This is a genomic window from Alteripontixanthobacter muriae (genome assembly GCF_013336795.1).
Taxonomy (GTDB): domain Bacteria; phylum Pseudomonadota; class Alphaproteobacteria; order Sphingomonadales; family Sphingomonadaceae; genus Pseudopontixanthobacter; species Pseudopontixanthobacter muriae.
The window spans coordinates 1-24095 of record NZ_JAAFZT010000022.1 but is presented as its reverse complement, the minus strand read 5'-3'; the positions used below and the strand labels follow the sequence as shown (position 1 = coordinate 24095).

General features: G+C 61.1%; 28 protein-coding genes and 1 riboswitch. Of the genes, 12 read left to right on the top strand and 16 right to left on the bottom strand.

What is annotated here, in order from left to right:
- Window positions 1-88: 88 nt before the first annotated feature.
- A riboswitch (cobalamin riboswitch) is annotated at window positions 89-305 on the bottom strand.
- A gap of 346 nt (window positions 306-651) precedes the next feature.
- The 11 genes from G7A66_RS07530 to G7A66_RS07480 all read left to right on the top strand — a co-directional run bounded on the left by G7A66_RS07530 (window position 652) and on the right by G7A66_RS07480 (window position 12376).
- Window positions 652-1728 carry a cell wall hydrolase gene (locus G7A66_RS07530; RefSeq protein WP_232366730.1) on the top strand — a complete coding sequence of 359 codons (1077 nt, stop codon included), beginning with the start codon at window positions 652-654 and terminating at the stop codon, window positions 1726-1728.
- 243 nt (window positions 1729-1971) lie between these two features.
- Window positions 1972-2181, top strand: coding sequence for a hypothetical protein (locus tag G7A66_RS14215; RefSeq protein WP_232366729.1), 210 nt, complete (start codon window positions 1972-1974; stop codon window positions 2179-2181).
- A gap of 336 nt (window positions 2182-2517) precedes the next feature.
- The gene (mdh, locus tag G7A66_RS07520; RefSeq protein ID WP_174295080.1) at window positions 2518-3516 is read left to right on the top strand and encodes a malate dehydrogenase; all 999 of its coding nucleotides are present in this window, start codon (window positions 2518-2520) and stop codon (window positions 3514-3516) included.
- Complete coding sequence (locus tag G7A66_RS07515; protein ID WP_206675120.1) at window positions 3509-3988, top strand: hypothetical protein; 480 nt, start codon at window positions 3509-3511, stop codon at window positions 3986-3988. The genes mdh and G7A66_RS07515 overlap by 8 nt, the downstream gene beginning before the upstream one ends.
- A gap of 3 nt (window positions 3989-3991) precedes the next feature.
- The gene (gene sucD, locus G7A66_RS07510) at window positions 3992-4882 is read left to right on the top strand and encodes a succinate--CoA ligase subunit alpha (RefSeq protein WP_174295078.1); all 891 of its coding nucleotides are present in this window, start codon (window positions 3992-3994) and stop codon (window positions 4880-4882) included.
- Between the two features lie 95 nt (window positions 4883-4977).
- Window positions 4978-7860, top strand: a complete 2883-nt coding sequence (locus G7A66_RS07505) for a 2-oxoglutarate dehydrogenase E1 component (RefSeq protein ID WP_174295077.1) — start codon at window positions 4978-4980, stop codon at window positions 7858-7860.
- A complete protein-coding gene (gene odhB, locus G7A66_RS07500; RefSeq protein WP_174295076.1) occupies window positions 7860-9122 on the top strand; it encodes a 2-oxoglutarate dehydrogenase complex dihydrolipoyllysine-residue succinyltransferase in 1263 nt (420 codons plus the stop codon). Before G7A66_RS07505 ends, odhB begins: the two co-directional genes overlap by 1 nt.
- A 9-nt stretch (window positions 9123-9131) precedes the next feature.
- Window positions 9132-10538, top strand: coding sequence for a dihydrolipoyl dehydrogenase (gene lpdA, locus G7A66_RS07495; RefSeq protein WP_174295075.1), 1407 nt, complete (start codon window positions 9132-9134; stop codon window positions 10536-10538).
- Between the two features lie 13 nt (window positions 10539-10551).
- Window positions 10552-10980 (top strand): VOC family protein, encoded by a 429-nt coding sequence (locus G7A66_RS07490; protein ID WP_174295074.1) that lies wholly within the window; start codon window positions 10552-10554, stop codon window positions 10978-10980.
- Window positions 10981-11048: 68 nt separating this feature from the next.
- The gene (locus tag G7A66_RS07485; protein ID WP_174295073.1) at window positions 11049-11744 is read left to right on the top strand and encodes a PepSY domain-containing protein; all 696 of its coding nucleotides are present in this window, start codon (window positions 11049-11051) and stop codon (window positions 11742-11744) included.
- A gap of 11 nt (window positions 11745-11755) precedes the next feature.
- A complete protein-coding gene (locus tag G7A66_RS07480; RefSeq protein WP_174295207.1) occupies window positions 11756-12376 on the top strand; it encodes a trimeric intracellular cation channel family protein in 621 nt (206 codons plus the stop codon).
- An 18-nt stretch (window positions 12377-12394) separates the two neighbouring features.
- Here G7A66_RS07480 and G7A66_RS07475 read toward each other — a convergent pair whose 3' ends face one another.
- The 4 genes from G7A66_RS07475 to G7A66_RS07460 form a co-directional block, all read right to left on the bottom strand.
- Window positions 12395-13234 carry a hypothetical protein gene (locus G7A66_RS07475; protein ID WP_174295072.1) on the bottom strand — a complete coding sequence of 280 codons (840 nt, stop codon included), beginning with the start codon at window positions 13232-13234 and terminating at the stop codon, window positions 12395-12397.
- Window positions 13235-13283: 49 nt separating this feature from the next.
- The gene (locus G7A66_RS07470) at window positions 13284-13856 is read right to left on the bottom strand and encodes a hypothetical protein (RefSeq protein WP_174295071.1); all 573 of its coding nucleotides are present in this window, start codon (window positions 13854-13856) and stop codon (window positions 13284-13286) included.
- Window positions 13857-13949: 93 nt separating this feature from the next.
- Window positions 13950-14204 carry a hypothetical protein gene (locus G7A66_RS07465; RefSeq protein WP_174295070.1) on the bottom strand — a complete coding sequence of 85 codons (255 nt, stop codon included), beginning with the start codon at window positions 14202-14204 and terminating at the stop codon, window positions 13950-13952.
- A gap of 94 nt (window positions 14205-14298) precedes the next feature.
- On the bottom strand, window positions 14299-14658 hold the full coding sequence (locus G7A66_RS07460; protein WP_174295069.1) for a hypothetical protein: 360 nt from the start codon (window positions 14656-14658) through the stop codon (window positions 14299-14301).
- Between the two features lie 42 nt (window positions 14659-14700).
- On the opposite strand from G7A66_RS07460, the gene G7A66_RS07455 reads away from it, so the two are divergent.
- The gene (locus tag G7A66_RS07455) at window positions 14701-15183 is read left to right on the top strand and encodes a hypothetical protein (protein ID WP_174295068.1); all 483 of its coding nucleotides are present in this window, start codon (window positions 14701-14703) and stop codon (window positions 15181-15183) included.
- A gap of 18 nt (window positions 15184-15201) precedes the next feature.
- On the opposite strand, the gene G7A66_RS07450 is transcribed toward G7A66_RS07455, so the two are convergent.
- The 12 genes from G7A66_RS07450 to G7A66_RS07395 form a co-directional block, all read right to left on the bottom strand.
- Window positions 15202-15420 carry a hypothetical protein gene (locus tag G7A66_RS07450; RefSeq protein WP_174295067.1) on the bottom strand — a complete coding sequence of 73 codons (219 nt, stop codon included), beginning with the start codon at window positions 15418-15420 and terminating at the stop codon, window positions 15202-15204.
- A gap of 103 nt (window positions 15421-15523) precedes the next feature.
- Window positions 15524-15949 (bottom strand): 50S ribosomal protein L17, encoded by a 426-nt coding sequence (gene rplQ, locus G7A66_RS07445; protein ID WP_174295066.1) that lies wholly within the window; start codon window positions 15947-15949, stop codon window positions 15524-15526.
- Window positions 15950-16029: 80 nt separating this feature from the next.
- On the bottom strand, window positions 16030-17085 hold the full coding sequence (locus tag G7A66_RS07440; RefSeq protein WP_174295065.1) for a DNA-directed RNA polymerase subunit alpha: 1056 nt from the start codon (window positions 17083-17085) through the stop codon (window positions 16030-16032).
- Window positions 17086-17196: 111 nt separating this feature from the next.
- Entirely contained in the window at window positions 17197-17586 is a 390-nt protein-coding gene (gene rpsK / locus G7A66_RS07435) for a 30S ribosomal protein S11 (RefSeq protein ID WP_047820301.1), read from the bottom strand.
- 65 nt (window positions 17587-17651) lie between these two features.
- Window positions 17652-18020 carry a 30S ribosomal protein S13 gene (gene rpsM / locus G7A66_RS07430; RefSeq protein ID WP_174295064.1) on the bottom strand — a complete coding sequence of 123 codons (369 nt, stop codon included), beginning with the start codon at window positions 18018-18020 and terminating at the stop codon, window positions 17652-17654.
- A 255-nt stretch (window positions 18021-18275) separates the two neighbouring features.
- Complete coding sequence (locus tag G7A66_RS07425) at window positions 18276-18920, bottom strand: adenylate kinase (RefSeq protein ID WP_174295063.1); 645 nt, start codon at window positions 18918-18920, stop codon at window positions 18276-18278.
- 25 nt (window positions 18921-18945) lie between these two features.
- Window positions 18946-20310, bottom strand: coding sequence for a preprotein translocase subunit SecY (gene secY, locus G7A66_RS07420; protein WP_174295062.1), 1365 nt, complete (start codon window positions 20308-20310; stop codon window positions 18946-18948).
- A gap of 102 nt (window positions 20311-20412) precedes the next feature.
- Window positions 20413-20922, bottom strand: a complete 510-nt coding sequence (gene rplO / locus G7A66_RS07415) for a 50S ribosomal protein L15 (RefSeq protein ID WP_174295061.1) — start codon at window positions 20920-20922, stop codon at window positions 20413-20415.
- A gap of 159 nt (window positions 20923-21081) precedes the next feature.
- Complete coding sequence (locus G7A66_RS07410; protein ID WP_174295060.1) at window positions 21082-22287, bottom strand: acyltransferase family protein; 1206 nt, start codon at window positions 22285-22287, stop codon at window positions 21082-21084.
- A gap of 65 nt (window positions 22288-22352) precedes the next feature.
- A complete protein-coding gene (locus G7A66_RS07405) occupies window positions 22353-22949 on the bottom strand; it encodes an acyltransferase family protein (RefSeq protein WP_174295059.1) in 597 nt (198 codons plus the stop codon).
- Window positions 22913-23428, bottom strand: a complete 516-nt coding sequence (locus G7A66_RS07400) for an acyltransferase family protein (protein ID WP_332310515.1) — start codon at window positions 23426-23428, stop codon at window positions 22913-22915. The genes G7A66_RS07405 and G7A66_RS07400 overlap by 37 nt, the downstream gene beginning before the upstream one ends.
- A 67-nt stretch (window positions 23429-23495) precedes the next feature.
- Window positions 23496-24095 (bottom strand): IS3 family transposase (locus G7A66_RS07395; protein WP_174294263.1); only part of this gene is annotated, 600 nt, incomplete at its 5' end.

Sequence of the window (24095 nt, the reverse complement as noted above, 5' to 3'; positions counted from 1 at the left end):
CCCGTAATGGACGAACACATGTCGCCCATGACGGGAGCCAGGCGCAGCGCCTGCCTCACATCTGCCTCCGATACACCCCGCCCGGCGGCTGGTACGACCGACAGGGGCAGGTCTCCTGGCTCCCGGATCGACACCTCGCGTTCCGCCTTCCCGGCCAGAACCTGCATGCAGCAGGCAGCGGCCAGTGGCTCGATGGAACGCAGGCTCCCCGGTCACAGTTGCGGGGGCAGCGCCGGTGTTGCACCGGCTTCCCTCTTAGGCCCGCACCGAAACCGATACGGGCAACCCATGACGTGATGCGCCCCTAACCTGCTCCCGCATAGTCGGCAAGCGTGCTGCTGACTTGTGCCGCTGTAGGCCGCGTTAACTTCATCGCTTTACCTGTCCTGCTATGGGGCAGCGCCGTCCTCAGGAGTCGCCTGCAGCGCTCCGGAGAGATACGCGCCGAGGCGCGACATTTGCAGGAGACTTTAGCTGCCCCCATACGCCAACCCTCTCAGCGAAACATTGCTACGCGACGATGAACGGCCTGCGGATTTCCGCGCGCGTTTTCGTCGCGGGGCCATGGCTCGGGCCGGGGTCCAGCGTGCAGCAGCACATCGCCGGCGGCGTTTGATAGCCCTGTCGGCGGCGATTGCGCTTCCGGCCCTGATGGCGCCGGGGAGCTGGGAAGTGGCAGGCGCATGGCCCATGTGGAAGGACGATAGCGCTTCTGCCGACTCGGCTGGCTCTCAGTTCTCCGGAAGGACAGGAGCAGGCTTCCCTGAGACAGACCTCTACTATCTTGCGGAAACGCGAAACGCTGCTGGTGATGCCGGATCGGGCGATAAATCCGGCATCAACACGCTTCCTGCAAGCAACCATGCGGTTGCGCCTGCTGAGCTTGCCGCCAGCCGGATCTCCGAGACGGCACGGGGCTTCCGGGCAGCAGGCAGCGGGATCGACAAGGCACGGGCGCTGCAATGCCTGTCCATGGCGGTTTACTACGAGGCGGCGAGCGAAAGTGCCGACGGTCAGCGCGCGGTGGCACAGGTGGTACTCAACCGTGTGGCGCATCCCAGCTATCCTGCAAGCGTTTGCGGCGTCGTTTTCCAAGGTTCGGAACGGCAGACCGGATGCCAGTTCAGCTTTACCTGCGACGGAGCACTGGCGCGGCGTCCCTCGCCTTCCGCCTTCGCCCGTGCCCGGCAAGTGGCGCATCAGGCGCTGAGCGGCGCAGTCTATGCTCCCGTCGGCCTTGCCACCCATTATCACACGATCTGGATATCGCCCTATTGGGCGCCGAGCCTGCACACGATCGGCTCGATAGGGGCGCACAAGTTCTATCGCTGGCGCGGTGCGGCCGGAATGAAAAGCGCTTTCTCCGTACGCTACCGCGGCGGCGAGCCGGTGGCCGCTCCTCACCCCCGCGACACCGCGCCCGAGCCGGCCAGCGCGACCGATCCCATTCTGCTTGCGCGTGAATACGAGCGCGTTTTCGCCGAGGCACGGCGAAAAGCGCAGCAAGCCGCTACCCTCGATGGGGCCGGCGCTGCCGCGACACCCCGAGACGTTTCGCCGCACGCACCGACACCCGCAGCGGCCCTGCGGCGGCTGCAGCCGACCTCCCGAGCGGAAGTCGAGGCAATGGAGACCGTGCCGCCTGCGCAAGGATCGCCTTTGCCGGAATCCGGCAGCGTAAGGCCCGAATTCCGCAACAGCGGGCGCTGGATAGCTCAGCCAAACTGAAGCTCGTCACATCGTTAAGAAGCCGGAAACCCTGCGTCGGAACAAAGCCTTAGCGCCTTGAGGTTAGTGCCTTGCCGAAGGGCGACACATGATCGCCGGTTTCATAAGGTCCACACCGCCATGACGGTCCACTTCGCCGCCGCGCGCTCCGCCGCTGCCTGCTCCCCGGTCGCACGGGCGCTTTCGCGGCGCGCGCCTGCACGGCATGCGAACGACAATGGCTCGGCATCCGACCGGGCACGAATGGCCGACGATCTTCAGTTGCAGCAATCCCTGCGCCACTTCGCACTTCACGGAATGAATGCGGCCGATGTTGCCATGCAGAATGGGTTGGAGGCGTTGAAAGTTGGTCATATGGCGGATTATCGCCACTGGCTCGGCATCTGCAGCAAACTCGACCGACGCGCCGCTGCGCAGCTGCAAGCATTGGCAGTCATGCACAAACAGCGGTAGAACTTCTGCACGGCGACCGTGCCTGACGGGAACCTTCGGCCTGCCGGCCGCCTCAAGGAATGGTGGCAAGCTACCGTATGCGCCTGAAATGGGGCGGGCCAAGGGAACGAAGCCGCCTGCGAAACGTCATTCCGGTGAACACAAAAAGCCTTGCTGCTAATGCGAACTGTTTGCAAAGATAGTCTGCAGGATCAGGGCTTTGGTGTTGCAATCATTAGTCGCCGGGCCTAGTCCGGCGCGCAAGTTCATCGGGCATCGGCCCCGCCGCGGGACGTGGGGGTCGTTTGCCAAATCGCCGCAAATCCGATCCCGCCCGGGAAGGACCACACGACACGCATGGCCAAAGATACTGCCAACAACGCCGGCAACCCCGTCCGCCGCAGGAAGATTGCGCTGATCGGCGCCGGGATGATCGGCGGCACACTCGCCCATCTCGCCGCGATGAAGGAAATGGGCGATGTCGTGCTGTTCGACATCTCCGAAGGCATGCCGTCTGGCAAGGCTCTCGATCTGGCGCAGGCCGCACCGGTCGAAGGGTATGATGCGAAGCTGAAAGGCACCAGCGATTACGCCGATATCGCCGATGCCGACGTTTGCATCGTCACCGCTGGCATTCCGCGCAAGCCGGGGATGAGCCGCGACGATCTGCTCGCTACCAATCTCAAGGTCATGAAGGCCGTCGGCGAAGGCATCAAGGCCAATGCACCCAATGCTTTCGTCATCTGCATTACCAACCCGCTCGACGCGATGGTCTGGGCGCTGCGCGAATTCTCCGGACTGCCGCATGGGAAGGTTGTCGGCATGGCCGGTGTGCTCGACAGCGCACGCTTCCGCCACTTCCTGGCCGATGAATTCGACGTTTCCGTCGAAGACGTGACCGCATTCGTTCTTGGTGGCCATGGCGACACCATGGTGCCGGTGCTGGAATATTCGACTGTCGCGGGCATTCCTGTGCCCGACCTTATCAAGATGGGCTGGTCGACGCAGAACAAGATGGACGCGATCGTCGACCGCACCCGCAAGGGCGGCGGCGAGATCGTCGGACTGCTCGGCAATGGCAGCGCCTTCTACGCGCCCGCCACCAGCGCGATCATGATGGCGGAAAGCTATCTCAAGGATAAGCGCCGGGTTCTGCCCGCCGCCGCGAATCTGACCGGCCAGTATGGCGTGAACGATCTGTATGTCGGCGTGCCGGTGGTGATCGGTGCGAACGGCGTGGAAAAGATCGTCGAGATCGAGTTGAACGCCGAAGCCAAGAAGAACTTCGACGTCAGCGTCGATGCAGTCAAGGAACTGCTGGAAGCCTGCAAGGGCATTGATAGCAGCCTTGCATAAGGCATTCGCCTTCCTTGCCCCGGCGGTAGTGTTCGCCGGGGCTTCGGCCGCCATGGCCGCTCTGCCGGTCGCCACTGGCGATAGTGCGGCAGAGGCTGTGCAGGATTGCGCTGCCGCGACTTCGGCGAAATCCGTGGACCCCGCAGTCCTTATAGCGCGGGGCTGGACCGAGGCACGCTTCAAGAAGGACGGTAGGGAAATCGAGGCCGAGATGTCGATTTTCGGTAAGGCGCAGGGTGCGCCGCTCGTCATGCTTTCCGAAGATGCGGCCGTTTGCATGGTAGTTGGCGGGTTGTCGTCTCCGGCGGCCTTCGACGAACTGCGCAGCGCCTTTGGCGAAACCTTTGCCGATGCCGGCAGCAAGGATGGCGATTTCAGATATATGGCAGGTCGCGATTTCGTCCTGCTGAAACCGACAGGATCGAAGCGGCAACCGGCGTTCCGAGCCACGGTAGTCGAAGTTGGAGATTAGAAGATGAGCATTCTCGTAGACAAGCACACCAAGGTTATCACGCAAGGGATGACCGGTGATACCGGCACGTTCCACACGCAGCAGGCGCTGGATTACGGCACCAAGATGGTCGCGGGCGTGACCCCCGGCAAGGGCGGAACCACGCATATCGGCCTGCCGAACTTCAACACCGTGCGGGAAGCGAAGGCCGAAACCGGTGCAACCGCATCGTGCATCTATGTGCCGCCACCATTCGCCGCTGACGCGATCTGCGAAGCCATCGATGCCGAGATCGAACTGATCATCGCCATCACCGAAGGCATTCCGGTGCTCGACATGGTGCGGGTGAAGGCAGCGCTCGAAGGCAGCAAGTCGCGCCTGATCGGTCCCAACTGCCCCGGTGTGCTGACGCCCGGCGAATGCAAGATCGGCATCATGCCCGGCTCCATCTTTAAGAAGGGCAGCGTCGGCGTCGTCTCGCGTTCGGGCACGCTGACCTACGAAGCGGTGCACCAGACCACTCAGGTCGGCCTGGGTCAGACCACGGCTGTCGGCATAGGCGGCGATCCGGTCAACGGCACGAACTTCATCGACGTGCTAGACTTGTTCCTGAGCGACGACGAAACCAAGTCGATCATCATGATCGGCGAGATCGGCGGCAGCGCAGAAGAAGAAGCGGCAGCCTTCATCAAGGAACAGGCTGCGAAGGGCCGCCGCAAGCCGATGGTCGGCTTCATCGCCGGACGCACCGCGCCTCCGGGTCGCCGCATGGGCCATGCCGGGGCGATCGTCTCGGGGGGACAGGGCGGCGCTGACGACAAGATCGCGGCGATGGAAGATGCGGGCATCCGCGTTTCGCCCAGCCCCAGCGAACTCGGCACCACGCTTGATGCAATGCTGAAGGAAAACGCCTGAGTTCAAGCCGGGCGGGCCAGCGCTGGTCCGCCCTGCCCTGCCAGACGATGTTTATGATTGCGGCGATGTGACCGTCCGCGCGAAAGGTGACCCGCATGGGTAATGAAAGCCACGATTTTCTGCCCGATCAGGAAGGACCGCAGCCCGGTCCATCCTGGGACCGGCCAAACTGGCCTTTGCTGGACAGCGCCGATGATCTGATCGCCGCACTCGACCCCACGGCGATGCAGATCGCCGTCAAGGCTGCAGCGGCGAAGGCCGGGAAGGTCATGGACGATGCGGCTGTGGAGCGCGCAGCGGGCGATTCCATCCGTGCCATGCTGCTGATCCGCACCTACCGCGTGCGCGGGCACCTGGCTGCCGATCTCGACCCGCTGAACCTGTCGCAGCGCGAATTGCCCGAAGATCTCAAGCTCGACTGGCATGGCTTCACCGGCGAGGCGCTGGACCGCGAGGTCTATCTCGGCGGCACGCTGAACATGGAATGGGCCACCCCGCGCGATCTAGTGGACGTCCTGCGTGCAAATTACTGCGGGCAAGTCGGCCTCGAATACATGCACATCTCCGATGTGGAGGAACGGCGTTTCCTTCAGGAGCGGATCGAGGGGCCTGACAAGGTCATCCAGTTCACCGACGAGGGAAAGCGCGCAATCCTGTCAGCCGTCGTGCGCGGCGAACAGTTCGAGAAATTCCTCGGCAAGAAATATGTCGGCACCAAGCGTTTCGGCCTGGACGGCGGCGAAAGCATGATACCGGCGCTGGAAGCGGTGATCAAATATGGTGCGCTTCTTGGCGTGCGCGAGATCATCTACGGCATGGCGCACCGCGGGCGGCTCAACATTCTCTCGAATGTCATGGGCAAGCCTTACAAGGTCATCTTCCACGAATTCCAGGGCGGCAGCGCCAATCCCGACGATGTCGGCGGCTCGGGCGATGTGAAGTACCATCTCGGCACCAGCACCGACCGCGAGTTCGACGGCATCAAGGTGCATATGAGTCTGGTTCCGAACCCCAGCCATCTGGAAGCGGTGGACCCCGTGGTTCTCGGCAAGGCGCGCGCGCAACAGGCGATCCGCGACGATCTGAAGAAGCATGAGCAGGTCCTGCCAGTGCTGATCCACGGCGATGCGGCCTTCGCGGGACAGGGCATCGTGTGGGAATGCCTCGGCTTTTCGGGTGTGCGCGGGTACAATACCGGCGGCTGCATTCACTTTGTGATCAACAATCAGATCGGCTTCACCACCAGCCCGCAATTTGCGCGCTCCAGCCCCTACCCCAGCGATGTGGCCAAGGGTGTTCAGGCGCCGATCCTGCATGTGAATGGCGACAATCCGGAAGCCGTGACCTTCGCCTGCAAGCTGGCCATCGAGTATCGCCAGCAATTCGGCCGCGACATCGTGATCGACATGTGGTGCTATCGCCGCTTCGGCCACAATGAAGGCGATGAACCCAGCTTCACCCAGCCGCTGATGTATGACCGCATCCGCGCGCATGACAAGGTGAGCGTGCTCTATTCCAAGCGCCTGGTCGATGAAGGCGTGATCGCCAAGGACGACCTCGATGCGCTGGAGACGGAATTCAGCGACCATCTGACCGAGGAATTCGACGCCGCAACCAGCTACAAGCCCAATGAGGCCGACTGGTTCACCGGCCGGTGGAGCGGCCTGCACAAGCCTGCCGATGCCGAAACTTCGCGTCGCAATGTAGATACCGCGATCGAAGGCAAGCTGTTCGACAGCCTCGGCCGCACGCTGACGACTGTTCCCGAAGACCTGAACATCCACAAGACCCTGGGCCGCGTGCTCGCTGCCAAGGCGAAGATGTTCGAGAGCGGCGAAGGCTTCGACTGGGCAACAGGTGAAGCGCTGGCCTTCGGCAGCCTCGTTACCGAAGGTCATGGTGTGCGCCTGTCTGGTCAGGATTCAGGCCGCGGCACCTTCAGTCAGCGCCATTCCATGTGGATCGACCAGACGGATGAACGCAAATATCTCCCCCTCGCTACCCTGCCCCACGGCAAGTTCGAGGTCTATGACAGCCCGCTGTCCGAATATGGCGTGCTCGGCTTCGAATATGGATTCGCGCTTGCGGACCCGAAGACCCTGGTCTTGTGGGAAGCGCAATTCGGCGATTTCGCGAACGGCGCGCAGATCATCATCGATCAGTTCATCGCTGCTGGTGAGGTCAAGTGGCTGCGGGCGAACGGCCTCGTCATGCTGCTGCCTCATGGCTACGAAGGACAGGGTCCGGAACATTCCAGTGCGCGGCTCGAACGGTTCCTGCAGCTTTGCGCCAATGACAACATCCAGGTCTGCAACATCACGCTGCCGGCCAATTACTTCCACGTCCTGCGGCGGCAGATGTTGCGGCCCTTCCGCAAGCCGCTGGTCATCATGACGCCCAAATCGCTGCTGCGGCATCCGATGGCGCGTTCGGCTCGTGCGGACTTCACCGGCGACAGCCACTTCCGCAGGATCGTTTCAGATACAAAGGACATCGCCGACGACAAGGTGCGGCGTCTGGTGCTCTGTTCGGGCAAGGTCGCTTTCGACCTGATCGAAAAGCGGGATGCCGAGGGGTTGGATGATGTCTCCATTGTGCGGATCGAGCAGCTCTACCCCTTCCCGGGCGAACCGCTGGCCAAGCGCATCGCGCGAATGAGCAATCTGGAAGATATTGTCTGGTGCCAGGAAGAACCGCGCAATAACGGTGCCTGGTTCTTTGTCGATCGCCAGATCGAGGATGCCGCCGTGGACGCCGGGAAGACAATGCGGCCGCTGTATGCCGGACGTGAGGTTGCGGCCAGTCCGGCGACGGGCTTTGCGAAGCGTCACGAGGTTCAGCAAGAGGCGCTGGTCAAGATCGCGCTCGGCCTTGCCGATGGCGGCCACGCCGAACGCGAAGGCGCGCGCGTCGGGTCGACCCTGATCACGCCGGGCGCGGCATCCCAGACACAGACCGAATCCAGGAAAGCGAAATAATGGCAAGCGAAGTCAAAGTCCCGACACTGGGCGAATCGGTTACCGAAGCCACTATCGGCGAATGGCTGAAACAGCCGGGCGATGCGGTCGCGCTGGATGAACCCATCGCCAGCCTCGAAACCGACAAGGTCGCGGTCGAAGTGCCCTCGCCCGTCGCCGGTGTGCTCAGCGAACACAGCGCCGCAGTCGGCGACACGGTCGAAGTCGGCGCAGTCATCGCGCTGGTCGAGGAAGGCGCGGCTCCCGCTGCTGGTGGATCGGAAGCCGGACGCAAGCAGGAGGAGAAATCTTCCGGCCCTGTCGGCGGCGACCGGAGCGAAACTGCCGCGCCTTCTTCTGGCGATGAAAGCGCAGGCAATCAGACCTTGTCGCCTGCGGTGCGCCGCGCCGTTCTGGAACACGGCATCGATCCTTCCAGCGTCAAGGGATCTGGCCGCGATGGCCGCCTGACCAAGGAAGACGTGTTGGAGGCGGCAAAGTCCAAGGGCTCGGGCAGTCAGGCAGCAGCGCAGGCTAGCGAAACCGCTCCCGCCGCCTCGGCGTCTGCCGCTCCTGCAGGCGAACGCCGCGAGGAACGCGTGAAGATGACGCGCATGCGCCAGACAATCGCCCGGCGCCTGAAAAGTGCGCAGGATGAAGCGGCGCTGCTCACCACCTTCAACGATTGCGACATGAGCGCGGTGATCGCGACGCGTGAGAAGTACAAGGATCTGTTCGCGAAGAAGCACGACATCAAGCTCGGCTTCATGGGCTTCTTCGCCAAGGCCGCCTGTCTTGCGCTTAAGGACGTCCCCGCCGCCAACGCCTATATCGAGGGCGACGAGATCGTCTATCATGATTACGTCGACATCTCCGTCGCCGTCAGCGCGCCGAACGGCCTGGTCGTCCCGGTCATCCGCAATGCCGACCAGAAGGGCTTTGCCCAGATCGAAAAGGACATCGCCGATTTCGGCAAGCGGGCCAAGGAAGGCACGCTGACGATGGACGACATGAAGGGCGGCACCTTCACCATCTCGAATGGAGGCGTGTTCGGATCGCTGATGTCCACGCCGATCATCAACCCGCCGCAGAGCGCCGTTCTCGGCCTGCACCGGATCGAGGATCGCGCCGTCGTGGTCGATGGCGAGATCGTCATCCGCCCGATGATGTATATCGCCCTTTCCTACGACCACCGCCTGATCGACGGGCGCGAGGCCGTCACCGCACTCAAAATCATGAAGGAGGCGATCGAGGATCCCACGCGGATGCTGATCGACCTTTGAGGACCGAACATGGCTGACCACATTTACGATTACGACGTTCTTGTCATCGGTGCCGGACCCGGCGGCTATGTCGCCGCGATCCGCGCCGCGCAGCTTGGCCTGAAAACCGCCTGCGCGGAAAGCCGCGAGACGCTCGGCGGCACTTGCCTCAATGTCGGCTGCATTCCGTCCAAGGCACTGCTGCACGGCAGTGAGTTGTTCGACGAAGCGAATGGCCACATGGCGAAATGGGGCATCAGGGCTCCGAATGTGGAGCTCGACCTCGGCACCATGATGGGCGAGAAGTCGAAGGCGGTGAAGGAACTGACCGGCGGCATCGAGTTCCTGTTCAAGAAGAACAAGGTCGAATGGCTGAAGGGCCGCGCGTCGTTCGAAGATGCCCATACGGTTTCGATTGGCGGCAAGAGCGTCACCGCCAAGGACATTATTATCGCCACCGGGTCCAGCGTCACGCCCCTACCCGGCATCGATGTCGATAATGACGCGGGCCGCATCGTGGATTCCACCGGCGCGCTCAAGCTGGAGCAGGTGCCGGAACATCTGGTCGTGATCGGCGGCGGGGTTATCGGGCTGGAACTGGGTTCCGTCTGGCGCCGCCTGGGAGCCAAGGTGACGGTTGTCGAATTCCTCGAGCAATTGCTGCCCGGCATGGATGGCGATGTGCGCAAGGAAGCGGCCAAGATCTTCAAGAAGCAGGGCATGGACCTGAAGCTGAAGACCAAGGTCACCGGCGCGAAGGACACGGGCAAAGGCGTCACCCTGACGGTCGAACCCGCAGATGGCGGCGAAACTTCGACCATCGAGGCAAGTCATGTGCTGGTTTCCATCGGGCGCCGCCCCAATGTCGAGGGGTTGAACCTCGACGCGATCGGGTTGAAGCAGAACAAGCGCGGCCAGATCGAAACGCATCACGACTTCCGGACCGCAGTAGACGGCGTCTGGGCGATCGGTGATGTCATCCCCGGGCCGATGCTCGCGCATAAGGCTGAAGACGAAGGCATCGCCGTGGCCGAAAATATTGCCGGGCAGACCGGCATCGTGAACCACGATCTTATTCCCAGTGTCGTCTATACCATGCCGGAAATGGCGGGTGTCGGCCTCACGGAAGAAGAAGCCAGGGAAAACGGCCGCAAGATCAAGACCGGCAAGTTCCCGATGATGGCTAACAGCCGCGCCAAGACCAATCGCGAGCCGGAGGGCTTCGTAAAGGTCATTGCCGATGCGGAGACAGACCGCGTACTCGGCGTGTGGTGCATCAACTCGCTGGCGGGCACCATGATCGCGCAGGCGACGCAGGCGATGGAATTCGGCACGACGGCCGAGGACATCGCCTACACCTGTCATGCCCACCCGACCCATTCGGAAGCGTTGAAGGAAGCCGCGATGCTGGTGAACGGCAGCGCGATCCATATCTGAGGCGAGTTCTTCCATGTCCCTGCGTCCCTTCCACCTGGCCTTCCCCGTTCACGATCTGACCGCCGCGCGGGCGTTCTGGGGCGGAGTGATGGGCTGCGCGGAGGGGCGCAGCAGTGCGGATTGGGTGGATTTCGACTTCTACGGCCACCAGATCGTGGCTCACCAGGCGCCCGGGCTTGTCGCGGATCGTGCCGCCGCGTCGAACCGTGTGGACGGAGATGACGTGCCGGTCCCCCATTTCGGCATCGTGCTGTCGATGGCGGACTGGCAGGAACTGGCCGACAGATTGCGCCAGGCCGATACCGAATTCGTGATCGAACCGCACATCCGCTTCGCCGGTCAGGCAGGCGAACAGGCGACGATGTTCTTCCACGATCCCAGCGGCAACGCGATCGAAATGAAGGCCTTCGCCGACGACAGCAGGATTTTCGCGCGCGACTGATGCGACCGCGCTGGCACTGCGCTCGCTAGTACTTTATCGGCCCGCCAAACGGCTGCAGGACGCCAAGGATGAGTTTATCGACAATGCATCGCCATCTGGCGCGGTGGCACATCTGGCTCGGGTGGTTGGCGGGTGTGCCCCTCGTGATGTGGACCGTAACAGGCCTCGTCATGGTTGCCCGCCCGATCGAAGAAGTGCGCGGCGAGCATCTGCGCAAGCATGTTCCCGAGTTACCGCTGCCTGCGGGATCAGAAATCGACATTTCTCTGCCTCAGGGATCCGATCGCGCGATCACGGCGGTAGAGACCACCATGGAAGGGCGAGCGCCGGTTACGCGCATAACCTACATGGACGGCGTCGTGCAACGCTATGCAGAAAACGGCGTGAAAATGCCGCCGCTTTCCGACGTTTCCGCACGCATGCTGGTTGCCGATGCTATCGTCGGCGGGGAGAAAGTGATCGACACCAAGCTGTTCACGGCTGAGGCTCCTCCGCTCGATTTCCGGCGCCCCGTCGATGTCTGGAGAGTGTCACTTGCCGACGGCACCTACGTCTATGTAGGCCACGAAACGGGCCGGATCGAAGCGGTTCGGACCCGGTGGTGGCGCATTTTCGACATGATGTGGGGCCTGCACATCATGGATCTGGACGAGCGGGAGGACACCTCACACCCCATCCTCATAGCGACGGCGACCCTCTCTTTCGTTGCAGTGCTGATCGGCGTTATTCTGCTGTTCCGCCGCCGCAGGGCGGTCGCCCGTTGACCGGTCCGATGATGTCCGTGGAAGTCCTGACGCCGGTTCTCGACTGGCTGGATCTGCTGGGCGTGGCGATCTTCGCCCTGTCGGGAGCGCTGATCGCGGCGCGCGAGGGGCAAACCTTCGTCACCATGTCGTTCTTCGCACTGGTCACGGGCGTCGGCGGCGGCACAGTGCGCGATCTGCTGATCGGTGCGCCCGTCTTCTGGATCGAGGATGCCTGGGTGGCAGCGGTGTGCCTCGGCGTTGCTTGTATATCGTGGCTGACGCCAACGCGCTGGTGGGAAGGCAAATTGCTCGAATTTGCCGATGGTCTGGGGCTGACGGGCTATGCCGTACTCGGCACGGCCAAGAGCCTTTCCTATGGCATTCCGCCGATCCCGGCGGTAGTCATGGGTGTGGTCACCGGCTGTGTCGGGGGGATCATCCGCGACATCGTTGCAGGGCGTCCGTCGATCCTGATGCGCCCCGAACTCTATGTCACCGCCGCTGGACTGTCTGCCTTGCTTGCGATGGCGGGTGAATTGGCGGGCCTGCCGCGCTACGTCGCATGGCCGGTCGCCACCTTGGCCGGATTCGCCCTGCGCGCCGCTGCGATCCAGTGGAAACTGGCCCTACCTGCCTATCGGGAAAGGTAGGGCCGCTCCCGTCTACCTTCATCGTTCGCGAAACGGATCGTCTTCGCGTTGGTATTCGTCACCAAAATCCTCACCTGGGAGCGGTCCGCCGGGGTATGCTGGAAAGCTTTCCTCTGCGGCGGAGTCAATCACCGGTGCCGCGCCATCGACGCGCAGCCGCGCCTGCCGATAGATGTCCGCATTATGCTGCCGGTCGTCCACCACTGCTGCCTCGGTATAGTCACCCCGACCATCGGAGCCGTAAACATCATCGGATGGCAAAACATAGGCGCCGCTTGCCGCCACGCCATAGCTGATTTCATCGACACGGCCCGAGCGATCGATGGAACAGGAGAATGCGCTTCCGTCATAAAGAGTGCCGGATATTCGCCACCCTTCCGACGTGCGATCCACCGTATCCACCGCAGCGACCCGTACCTCTTGTTCGACTTCGCGGATGCAGAGATCGACGGAGCGGTCGATGCCGCCGCCGTCCCGCCAGCTATTATCGCCGCGCACCCGATATCGATAAGGCTGCTGCGGGTAACGGGCATCGCGGTAACGGTACCGATCATTGCGGCTCGCGGAAGTAGCGGCGCTGGCGACCGCAGCTATGCCGCCGATGACCAGCACACCCGTCAGAATGTCGCCTAGATCGGTGCCGCTGCGGCGATGGCGGTAATTGCCATAACGTCCGCGCCGGTAATTGTGCATGTCAGTCGCTTCTCCGTCGAAGGAACCGATATGCGCGATGCCGCTCTGCGGCAGACCGGCGGGCAATGGTGCCGCAATCGCAGGCGAAGAAGCCATGGATGCTGCTGCCAGCACGGCAGGAACCCCGATCAGACGGCGAAGTAGCATGGATGTCCTCTCAATCATGAAACTGGCTCCTTCAGAAGCGACGGCCATTCAGCGCATGCCGCGCCGATCAGCGGAGACCGCGAATGCCGCTGTAATCGATATCGGTTATACGGCCATATTTGATGTCGCAGGTAAACCGCCCCGTATCATACCCGCGGCGATCGTTCCGATAGCGATATCCTCGGCGGGAAGCATATCCGTCATCCACAGCGATGGTGCCCTTCACGCGGTAGCCGTTTCGCTTCCGGTCGACATCACGGATCTGGGTGACGTTGGCCCGGCCATAGGTGTACCGTCCGGCGTCCTGCTCTGCGGCACGTACGCAGCGATCGATCGCCTGGCGTGCCGAGCCACGGCGATAATTGTCGCGATAGTCATATCGGTCACGATAGCGATCATCATACCGGTCGTAGCGATCGTAGCGATCATATCGGTCGCGCCCCGCTGAGGACGCAATCGCAGCGATGCCACCTAGGATAACGGCCCCGGCGATGATTTCACCCGCACTGATGCCATCATTGTCATCGTAGCGGTCATTATATCGCTGGGCAGACGCGGGGCTTGCCGAAGCCACCGCCATCGCCCCTGCGGCGACGGTTGCGACCGATGCTTTGGTCAGGGTTCTGGAAATGGTCTTCATCGTTCAAACCTCCGGTTACCCTCGCCGCAGGAGTGCCGCGAGTTCACCACGGGTTCTACCAGCTTCCAGCTTCGTCGAAGCTGAATTGCGATGTCAGGAGGCGTTCACATTAGAAGCCTTTATTATGAACACCGGTGCTTTGCGTTCGACGGGAGGTACATATGGACGGAATTCTGTTCGGTCAGCGTCCTGTGGCAGACGTTCGAGAACGTCGCGCGTGAATGCGGCGATGTCGAACCGGCTCCCTGCCGGGTCTTCGCCCCTGCGCACCATCACCACATCACGGCTCGGCACGATCACGATATATCGCGCACGCTTGCCCATGGCGGCGAACGTGACTGCCAGCACTCACTGCTATCTTTCAGAAGCCAGAAGCCGGCGCCGTAGCCAAAAGGGTCCGGGTTGCGGGCCTGCGAAAGCGGACATGTAGCTTAACCGTTTCTCAGGCAGAATACGCGTTTGATTCCAAACCCCGTCCTGCAGGTAAAGCTGGCCCAACTGGCCCAGATCGCATGTCGTGGACCAAGTCATGACTGGAGAGGATGTAATTGCCCTGCCAGTCGGTCTCACTAACGGTGGTTTGCATGCCTAGGCGGCCAGACAGTTCTGCCGGAGGATGAGCCGCGAATGGCGGTGCGATCGCCTCCACAGCCATCAGCGTGTCGTTTTTGGCATAGCGGAAAATGATGCCGGGCGGATGGAGCAGCGGCCATGTCGCCGCGCCCTTGTCCACGGTGGCCCCGCCCCAGTAGATCGGATCGATCCTGTTTCCCGGCGTGTCGGAATAGCGGCCCGACTGCATGCACGGCGGATTATCGACCGTGATCGCCCGCCTGGGACCGCCTTGAGCGGACTACGCCTCTATCGCGGCAGGAGCCAGAACATCTATATCGCCGCGATACACCGCCGCACCGATCAAGGTCGCAGCGACGCTTTTGGCTACGGACCAATTGCGTTGCGAAAGATCACCGTCGAAGCCGGCGGCATAGGCCTAACCAAGAATACGGCCCGACTGCATGATCAGAGCACCGGTCCCACGCTTTCCTTTTCAGTAGCTCTCACCGAGTGCCAGTTGCGCGGTCGCGGTCAGGTCGCTGCGGATCTGGGGGGCGTCAAGTCCAACTTCGGCATGTGCGGGTGGAAGGTGCTGCGATCTTGTCACCTTCACGTCGCCAGCAGGCACGGCCGCTCCGATCGGCAAGAACCTGCACCGGCCGGAACTGCTGAACACTGCCACTCGCGGCGGCATGTCCGACGCCCGGTCGACGGTGACGCGGTCGAACCGGCCGTCCGATCCTGTAATCAGCCGGTACAGAAGATCGCGTAAAAAACCGTCCAGCGCTGGTTAGATGCCCTGCAGTTCGTATTCGTTTACGGATTGCACGTTTCGCCGGAGACCGTCTGGTCCCGAATTGCCGATGGCGCCGCACAACATCAACACCTTGTACCCTGCCGTCAACGCCCGATCATAGCGGCCACTCTCCTCCCCTTCCTGCGCAAGTGAAGAGGCTGGAGCAAGGATTCCCGAAAGCAGCGACAGAGCGCCCATTAGGTGGAGCTTCATCGTCCCAATCTGCACCTAGCCGGATGCGCTCTCAAAGCAGATACGAAAAAGGCCGGCGAAATCGCTTCCGCCGGCCCACTCGGTGTCTTTGTAGAAAACCGCTTTAGGCAGCTTCGAATTCTTCTTCGTCCTGGTTCATGACCGGGCCGCTATCCTGCCCCTTGGCAGCAACGTCGCGGTCAACCAGTTCAATGATCGCCATTTGCGAAGCATCGCCTGCGCGATAGCCGGCTTTGATGATGCGGGTGTAGCCGCCTTCTCGATCGGCATAGCGCTCAGCGAGGACTTCAAACAGCTTCCGCGCCTGCGCATCGTCGAGCAGACGTCCAGCAGCCAGGCGGCGGTTAGAAAGCCCGCCGCGCTTCGCCAACGTGATCAGCTTCTCGATATAGGGGCGCAGTTCCTTAGCCTTTGGCAGGGTAGTCTTGATCTGCTCATGCTTGATCAACGCACCCGCCATGTTGCGGAACAGGGCCTTGCGATGCCCTGACTTGCGGCCGAGTTTACGTTGTGAAATACCGTGACGCATAATTCTTACTCCGTTCGTAAGGGGCCCGTATCAGGTAGCCCGGTACTGGCGGCGCTTGCGGGTGCGCCGCCCTGACCCGTTCAACCAAGAAGTTCCTGTTCGAGCTTCTTGGCCATTTCCTCGATGTTTTCCGGCGGCCAACCAGGAATGTCCATTCCAAGACGCAGGCCCATGCTGGAGAGCACTTCCTTGATCTCGTTCAGCGACTTGCGGCCGAAATTCGGCGTGCGGAGCATTTCCGCTTCGGTCTTCTGGACCAGATCGCCGATATAGATGATGTTATCGTTCTTCAGGCAATTGGCCGAACGGACGCTGAGTTCCAGTTCGTCCACCTTCTTGAGAAGGTAGCGGTTGAGCTGGTTGGCGTCGCTCTCTTCCGGCTGCGCGGCCACACCAATCATGGTGCTGCTCGGCTGCGGAACGCCTTCCTCGAAGTGGACGAAGAGAGCAAGCTGGTCCTGCAGAATGCGCGCGGCATAGGCCACGGCATCTTCCGGGGTAACCGTGCCGTCGGTCTCCACCGTCAGGCTCAGCTTATCGTAGTCGAGTTCCTGCCCGACACGGGCGTTCTCGACCTTGTAGCTGACCTGCCGGATCGGCGAATACAACGAGTCTATCGGAATGAGCCCGATCGGCGCGTCTGCAGGGCGGTTCTGAACGGCAGGCACGTAGCCTTTGCCGATGTCCGCAGTCAGCTCCATGTTCAGCGAAGCGCCTTCGTCGAGATGGCAGATGACGAGGTTCTTGTTCATGACCTCGATATCGCCCGACACCGAAATGTCGCCAGCCTTCACCTCACCAGGACCGGTAACGGAAAGCTGCAGCCGCTTCGGGCCTTCGCCTTCCATCTTCAAGGCGATCTGCTTTACGTTCAGCACGATGTCGGTCACGTCTTCACGAACGCCGGCGAGGCTGGAAAACTCGTGGAGGACGTTTTCGGCCTTGATCGACGTGATTGCGGCGCCCTGCAGGCTGGAAAGCAGCACGCGGCGCAGGGCGTTGCCCAGCGTCAGGCCGAAGCCCCGCTCCAGCGGTTCCGCAACGAAGGTCGCCTTACGGCTCTTGTCGCCGCTTTCCTTGACCTCGAGGCCATTGGGTTTCTTGAGTTCCTGCCAGTTCTTCATATTGACGGACATGGATTTCCCCTAGGTTCAAATACGGGCGGAGCTGGCCTTGAGCGTGACACACGTTCTGACCGGCCCCTTGAGAAGTTGGCGCACCCGGACAAGCCGGGCCGCCGGGCAGGCTCAGACGCGGCGGCGCTTCGAAGGGCGCACGCCATTGTGCGGGATCGGGGTAACGTCGCGGATCGAGGTGATGGTGAAACCCACCGCCTGCAGCGCACGGAGCGCACTTTCGCGACCCGAACCCGGGCCCTTGACTTCGACTTCAAGCGTGCGAACGCCGTGTTCGGCGGCCTTCTTGCCTGCATCGTCGGCTGCTACCTGCGCAGCATAGGGCGTCGACTTCCGGCTGCCCTTGAAACCCATCATACCTGCGCTGGACCAGCTGATCGCATTGCCCTGCGCATCGGTGATGGTAATCATCGTGTTGTTGAAACTGGCGTTTACATGCGCAACGCCGCTGGAAATGTTCTTCCGCTCGCGGCGCCTGATGCGCTGGGGTTCGCGTGCCATGGTTCGTATCCTGTCTTTAAAGAAGTATGGGTAAGCAAAAGCAGGCCTGTCGGCCGATGCTTGGCTTACTTCTTCTTGCCGGCGATCGGCTTGGCCTTGCCCTTGCGGGTGCGAGCGTTGGTATGGGTACGCTGACCGCGTACCGGCAGACCGGCGCGATGGCGAAGACCGCGATAGGACCGCAGATCCATCAGCCGCTTGATGTTCATCGCCGTGTTGCGGCGAAGATCACCCTCGACCTGATAGTCGCTGTCGATCGTTTCGCGGATCTGCAGGATTTCAGCATCTGAAAGATCCTGGATCCGGGCGGTGTGATCGATACCCAGCTTGTTGGCAATATCCACGGCAGTCGTGCGACCGATTCCGTGTATGTAGGTAAGCGCGATGATAACGCGCTTGTTCGTGGGGAGGTTTACCCCGGCAATACGAGCCACTTTTTTCTCCATGCTCCACAGGGAACGCGCGATTGACCGCTACGGTCGAAAGGCGCCCCTATCTCATCGCTGATATTTCATCGAAACTGCAAGCGCACCGCAATGGCAAACATCCGGTCAACAGATACCTTTTAGGAATCTGCCCTCCGGACTTTACTCGAAAGCTTCGAATGAAGCCCGCTCTTATGTCGATTCGCATCAGGCGTCAACCGCCTGCCGGCAGATTAGCCGGAGAGAAGCCCCATACTGCTCCTGCTAGGCCAGCAGCTTGTCCAACGCGGAGGTCACTTCCTTGATCGTCGCCATTCCATCGACCCTGCTCACGAGGCCACGGCTCTCATAACCCGGCAGGATGGGTGCGGTCTTCGCGCGATATTCCCGCATACGCGTCCGGACGGTTTCCTCATTGTCATCAGGACGCCGCTTGAACTCGGTCGCACCGCATTTATCGCAAACACCAGCCTGCTTTGGCTGATTGAACACGTCATGGTAATTCGCGCCGCAATTCGCGCAGGAATAGCGCCCGCTGATCCGTTCGACCAAGGCGTCTTCGTCAACTTCGAGTTCTATGACATGGTCAAGGTCGCGGCCGTGGCTGGCGAGGATCCCGTCCAGGGCTTCAGCCTGAGCCGCAGTACGCGGATAGCCGTCGAAGATCGCACCGACATCCGATCCCATTGCGGTCAGTTCGGCGTCGATAAGTTCGGAAACGATTTCGTCTGACACGAGTTCGCCCCGCTCCATGACCGCTTTTGCCTTCAGTCCAATGGGAGTGCCGGCCTTGACCGCAGCGCGCAGCATATCCCCCGTGGAAAGTTGGCGCATGCCATGATGCTCCACAAGGCGCTGCGACTGCGTTCCCTTGCCTGCGCCGGGAGGTCCCAGAAGGATAATGTTCATGCCCGCGTCCCCCGTTCCGCTACGCTTAACGCAGTCGGCCTTTCAGCTTCGCTTTCTTGATCAGGTCTCCATACTGGTGCGCCAGAAGATGGGACTGGATCTGGCTGATCGTGTCCACGGTAACGTTCACCACGATCAGCAGACTTGTTCCGCCAAGGAACAGAGGAATGCCGGTCTGGGCAATCATATATTCCGGAATAACGCAAACCAGCGTGAGATAGATGGCACCGACAACGGTCACGCGCGTCAGTACGTAATCCAGATAATCCGCCGTCCGCTTGCCCGGGCGGATGCCAGGTATGAAGCCGCCGTTCTTCTTCAGGTTCTCAGCGGTTTCCTCGGGGTTGAAGACGACCGCGGTGTAGAAAAAGCAGAAGAATATGATGCCCGCCGCATACAGCGTCATGTAGATGGGCTGACCATGTTGAAGGTAGAAGTTCAGCGAGTTGATGAACCCTCCCATCGTCGTGTTGGGATCGATGGAGTTGCCGGCAAACTGGCTGATCGTCAGCGGCAGCAGCAGCAGCGAACTGGCAAAGATCGGCGGGATCACGCCTGCCGTGTTGAGCTTGAGCGGCAGATGCGAACGGTCAGCCTGCATCATGCCCCGGGCGCTTGCCCGCTTCGGATACTGGATCAGTAGACGCCGCTGAGCCCGCTCCATGAAGCAGATGAAGAGGATCAGGACCACCACCATCACGATGAACCCGATGATGATAACGGGGCTGATGGAACCGCTGCGACCGCCTTCGAACAGGTTTGCGGTAAAAGTCGGGAACTGGGCGACGATCCCGGCCATGATGATGAGCGAGACACCATTGCCGATGCCCCGGCTAGTGATCTGCTCGCCAAGCCATAGAAGGAACATCGTACCACCGATGAGACTGATGACTGCGCCGATGCGGAACATGATGCCCGGATCGACCACTGCCTGCATGCCACTGGCGGCACCGAAGCTCTCCAGCCCCGAAGCAAGGAACCAGCCCTGGACGGCGGTCAGGAAGACCGTTCCGTAGCGGGTGTACTGATTGAGCTTCTGTCGCCCGGTCGCCCCTTCCTTCTTGAGCGCAGCGAGCGCCGGATGAAGGGATGCGGCGAGCTGAATGACGATGGACGCGGTGATGTACGGCATCACGCCAAGGGCAATCAGACTCATCCGCTCGAGACTGCCGCCCGAGAACGTGTTGAAAAGATCGAGAATCCCGCCGCGAGCGGTGTCGTACAGCGATCCGAGGATGAGTGGATTGACGCCAGGAAGCGGAACGAAGCTCAGAAAGCGGAACACGATAAGCGCCCCGATAGTGAACCAGATTCGCTTCTTGAGTTCCGTCGCCTTTGAAAAATTGGCGAGACTCATGTTGCTGGCGATGTTGTCGGCGCGTGATGCCATTTTAGCGTGATTGTCCCGGTTTTGCGCCGATCATTGCGGCGCGGTCAGGATACATAAGGGGCGGCGGCCCGTCTGTCGAACCCCCGCCCCACGATTGGCTGATTATTTGGCAGCTTTCTTTGCTGCAACCCGTTCCGCCTGAGCGGTGACGCGCGGTGCGATCACCTCTACCGAACCGCCCGCCTTTTCAACGGCTTCGATAGCGCTCTTGGAAGCCCCGGCAACCTTGAAGGTTACAGCTGCGGAAAGCTCGCCCTTGTTCAGAAGGCGCACACCGTCCTTGCCGCCACGGGCAAGACCGGCCGCCTTCAAGGCGTCGTGATCGAGCGGACTCTTCGCATCGAGCTTGCCTGCGTCGATGAACTTCTGAACCATTCCGACATTCACTTCCGCGAAGTCCTTGCCGAACGGATTGTTGAAGCCGCGCTTCGGCAGACGCATGTGGAGCGGCATCTGCCCGCCCTCGAAGCCCTTCACGGCTACGCCGGAACGGCTCTTCTGGCCCTTCTGCCCGCGACCGGAGGTCTTGCCCTTGCCCGAGCCGATGCCGCGACCGACGCGCATCCGCTTCTTGCGGGCACCGGGATTGTCGTGGAGTTCGTTGAGATTCATGTTTGCACTCGCTTTCGCTTTTGTTCGCGCTGATGTGAACCCGGGCCACTAGCGTCAACGCGCTGCGGAGTCACCCCCCAATTCGCTTTTCACGCTTCAGTTCGGATATCTTGCTCGCTTGCGGCCACAACATCGCGTGCGAACCCTTCTGCCTGCTGGTCAGACCTGTTCGTCTGGAACGACGACCGCACTTTTCCCGCGCTTAGAAGCAGGCGTGACCCTGCCCGTTACCGCCTTGGTCGGCGCAAAGACTTGCCGCAGGCCGAGCGCGGGCTTTTCGATCAGGCGCCATGAAGCGGCCGCGAACATTATGGAGAGCATCATGGTAGCCGGGAAGAGCAGCATCAACTGAACCGGTTTGGACAGTTCGCCGATACTGGTAGGCGCAAAAACCCAGATCAGGGTTTGCACCAGCGGGAAGTGGTAAAGATAGATGCCATAGGAGTAGTCGGATTTGACCAGCCTGTCCCACCACGGAAAGGCCGTCATGCCGATGTACACCATCATGTAACCAAGCGGAATGCCGGCCAGGGGAACGACAATGTTGAAAAACATCATTGCCCAGTACGTGGCGCCGGCCATTAGAAAGAGCCACAGGCGCAGCGGCACCCTGTCGGCGTAGAGATAGTAGATCACGCCGAACCAGAACAGCGCAACGATGTACCAGGGCAAGAACATGTTCTCGCCCTTCGCATCGAAGTGGACTGGATCAAGAAGGTACAATGCCGTCATGATTGTAAGCGCGGCAATACCGGCAATCAGAAGCCATCCGCGTTTATGCACGATCCCGGCGGCCATGCAGCCTGCCATCAGGGCGTAACACCAGAATTCCGGCTGCAACGTCCAAAGCTGACCATTCACCGTGCGGGGCAGCGGATTGTCGAGAAACACGCCGGGAAGGAAATAATACACCCAGCCAATCATATTACCGAAATAGCGGAAGAATTCGGGGTTGCTGAAATATGCGCCGAAGGTCAGCGAGGTTACGATCGGCCCCAGAATCAAAGCTGAAAGCAGCGTCTCCACGCCCAGAGCAGGAAATATCCTCAAAGCCCTATTGGTCAGGAAACGACCGGTCGAACCTGTTCGCAGAGCAGAACCGGCGACCAGAAAACCGCTGAGTGCAAAAAAGATGCCGACCAGCGAATGGATGGCTGGCCTTACGATGTCCTCGAGATTGAACTCCGACGGGCGGGACAGTCCAACATTGATGGTTCCCTGCGACTCCAGCAGCAATGCGCTGTCAGCCCACCATAGCGCCTGCCGGCAGTGAAAGAGCACGATGGCCAGAGCGAGCACATGACGCATCAGGTGAAAGCCCGGGCCAATGTTGCCGTTTCTATCCAGAGCTTCCCGCAACGTCATGCGACAGAGCCGTCAGTGACAAAGCATCTAGGCGCGCCGCGCCCGAAATTGACAGGCAAGCTCATCTAAGGCCCTGCCGGCTCGTTCACGGCAGAAGTTTCAGTGATGACGGGCATTCGAGACCTTACCCATTTCGCACGCCTTTCATTCAACGGGCGATCTATCCACATCCAGATCAACCAGGAAATAATCGGTACCAGCGCGAAACACGTGGCTGCGACCGCGAGGCGTTCGCCGAACGAACCTGCAACGTCGTAAAACCAGAGGGCGCCTGCCCAATGGGCAAGGTAGATGATGTAGGATAGATCCGCCGCCATCTTGTCGACCTTGTCAGTTGTCCGGTGGACAGTGTGAAATGCAAATGGGATGGCCAGTAGCGCCAGAAGCACGTTGAGTGCGGGATTGTAGATCGCCATCTCGCCCGGCTCTGCCCCCAGCCAGAGCGCTCCCTCGAATGGAGAGACCGTAACAATCAACAACGACAGGAGGACAGACCCTGCCGACAGCTTCGCCAGTGTGTTCGAGGGGGTATAATCCCGGTTCGCAGCGACGATCCCGATTGCGAAGAATATCAGATAGACTGGAAGCACTATGTGGGGGAGCAGCACGAAAGATGCACCCGAGACTACCCCTGCAGCGACCAGGAAAACCCGGAAATCCACCTTTGCGACGAGCAGGGCCAGAAGCGGCGCAAACAGGTAAATTGCATTTCGACGTCGAGAGACCAGGCCGGAGCGATCGGAAGATAATCCAGCCAGGCGTATGCGAGGAAGAAGATCGTCGAGAAAATGAAATGAGCAGTCTGCGTCCCGGCAATGCCTACTTCACGAACTTCGAGGAACATAAGTAACGGCACCGTCAACACCGATACCACGATCATAACTGGTGCCAATCGCCAAAGGCGACTGATCGCGTAAGTGAAATACGGCGAGCGCGCCTTGGCATATCGCGCGCACCACATACGCTGGATCCAGAAACCGCTCAGCATGAAGAACACGTATACCGCCGAACCGCCAACCGCGAAGCTGGAGAAATGGTGGACGAACACCAGCATGGCGAGAAACAAGCGAAAAGCACCCGGGTCTCGCGGTAAAGCGAGGCGGAGAGGCAAGCTTAGAAATGCCCTCAGGTCACCAATCACGTAAGCGCCCCGCCCTTGAAGCAATCTCTGCCTCGTGACATGACCCCCAGCTTTCCTCCAGCTGGGATTAGAGCCGGACAGCTTTGTTGCGCATAAGCGCGGTTGAAGCAATGGGCTGCGTAGCGGAGCCCGTAGGGCGTAGCGAAGCAGGCCATTGCTTATCCAGTTCGGCGGCGAACGCCGCCGGTGTTGCGTAGCCAAGCGATGAGTGCGGTCGCTCCCGGTTGTAATCATCCACCCAGGCAGCGATCTCGACCCGGGCATGGGCCATGCTCAAGAACAGCGTCTCGTTGAGCAGTTCGTCCCGCATGCGACCGTTGAAGCTCTCGACATAGCCATTCTGCATCGGCCTTCCTGGCGCGATGTAATGCCACTCAACGCCGATCTCGCCGCACCATGCCAGCACGGCATTGCTGGTGAGCTCCGTCCCATTATCGCTGACGATCATGCCGGGCTTGCCACGCCGGGCGATCAGCTCGGTCAGTTCCCGCACCACGCGGCGACCGGAGATCGACGTGTCCGGCACCGCTACCAGGCACTCTCTGGTCACATCATCGACCACGTTGAGCACCCGGAACCGTCTGCCCGACGCCATCTGGTCATGAACGAAGTCGAGGCTCCACCGCTGGTTCGGCAGAGCCAGAACCGGAGCAGGAGCCCTCGTGCC

Bases quoted from the DNA above. Each gene is read 5' to 3' on its own strand.
- G7A66_RS14215 (WP_232366729.1), top strand. From the start codon at position 1,972: ATGGCCGACGATCTTCAGTTGCAGCAATCCCTGCGCCACTTCGCACTT.
- odhB (WP_174295076.1), top strand. From the start codon at position 7,860: ATGGCAAGCGAAGTCAAAGTCCCGACACTGGGCGAATCGGTTACCGAA.
- rplO (WP_174295061.1), bottom strand. From the start codon at position 20,922: ATGAATCTCAACGAACTCCACGACAATCCCGGTGCCCGCAAGAAGCGG.
- G7A66_RS07410 (WP_174295060.1), bottom strand. From the start codon at position 22,287: ATGACGTTGCGGGAAGCTCTGGATAGAAACGGCAACATTGGCCCGGGC.
- G7A66_RS07490 (WP_174295074.1), top strand. From the start codon at position 10,552: ATGTCCCTGCGTCCCTTCCACCTGGCCTTCCCCGTTCACGATCTGACC.
- G7A66_RS07505 (WP_174295077.1), top strand. From the start codon at position 4,978: ATGGGTAATGAAAGCCACGATTTTCTGCCCGATCAGGAAGGACCGCAG.
- rplQ (WP_174295066.1), bottom strand. From the start codon at position 15,949: ATGCGTCACGGTATTTCACAACGTAAACTCGGCCGCAAGTCAGGGCAT.
- G7A66_RS07480 (WP_174295207.1), top strand. From the start codon at position 11,756: ATGTCCGTGGAAGTCCTGACGCCGGTTCTCGACTGGCTGGATCTGCTG.
- G7A66_RS07440 (WP_174295065.1), bottom strand. From the start codon at position 17,085: ATGTCCGTCAATATGAAGAACTGGCAGGAACTCAAGAAACCCAATGGC.
- G7A66_RS07425 (WP_174295063.1), bottom strand. From the start codon at position 18,920: ATGAACATTATCCTTCTGGGACCTCCCGGCGCAGGCAAGGGAACGCAG.
- G7A66_RS07485 (WP_174295073.1), top strand. From the start codon at position 11,049: ATGAGTTTATCGACAATGCATCGCCATCTGGCGCGGTGGCACATCTGG.
- lpdA (WP_174295075.1), top strand. From the start codon at position 9,132: ATGGCTGACCACATTTACGATTACGACGTTCTTGTCATCGGTGCCGGA.
- G7A66_RS07460 (WP_174295069.1), bottom strand. From the start codon at position 14,658: ATGCAGTCGGGCCGCTATTCCGACACGCCGGGAAACAGGATCGATCCG.
- mdh (WP_174295080.1), top strand. From the start codon at position 2,518: ATGGCCAAAGATACTGCCAACAACGCCGGCAACCCCGTCCGCCGCAGG.
- secY (WP_174295062.1), bottom strand. From the start codon at position 20,310: ATGGCATCACGCGCCGACAACATCGCCAGCAACATGAGTCTCGCCAAT.
- G7A66_RS07475 (WP_174295072.1), bottom strand. From the start codon at position 13,234: ATGATTGAGAGGACATCCATGCTACTTCGCCGTCTGATCGGGGTTCCT.
- G7A66_RS07470 (WP_174295071.1), bottom strand. From the start codon at position 13,856: ATGAAGACCATTTCCAGAACCCTGACCAAAGCATCGGTCGCAACCGTC.
- G7A66_RS07530 (WP_232366730.1), top strand. From the start codon at position 652: ATGGCGCCGGGGAGCTGGGAAGTGGCAGGCGCATGGCCCATGTGGAAG.
- sucD (WP_174295078.1), top strand. From the start codon at position 3,992: ATGAGCATTCTCGTAGACAAGCACACCAAGGTTATCACGCAAGGGATG.
- G7A66_RS07450 (WP_174295067.1), bottom strand. From the start codon at position 15,420: ATGAAGCTCCACCTAATGGGCGCTCTGTCGCTGCTTTCGGGAATCCTT.
- rpsK (WP_047820301.1), bottom strand. From the start codon at position 17,586: ATGGCACGCGAACCCCAGCGCATCAGGCGCCGCGAGCGGAAGAACATT.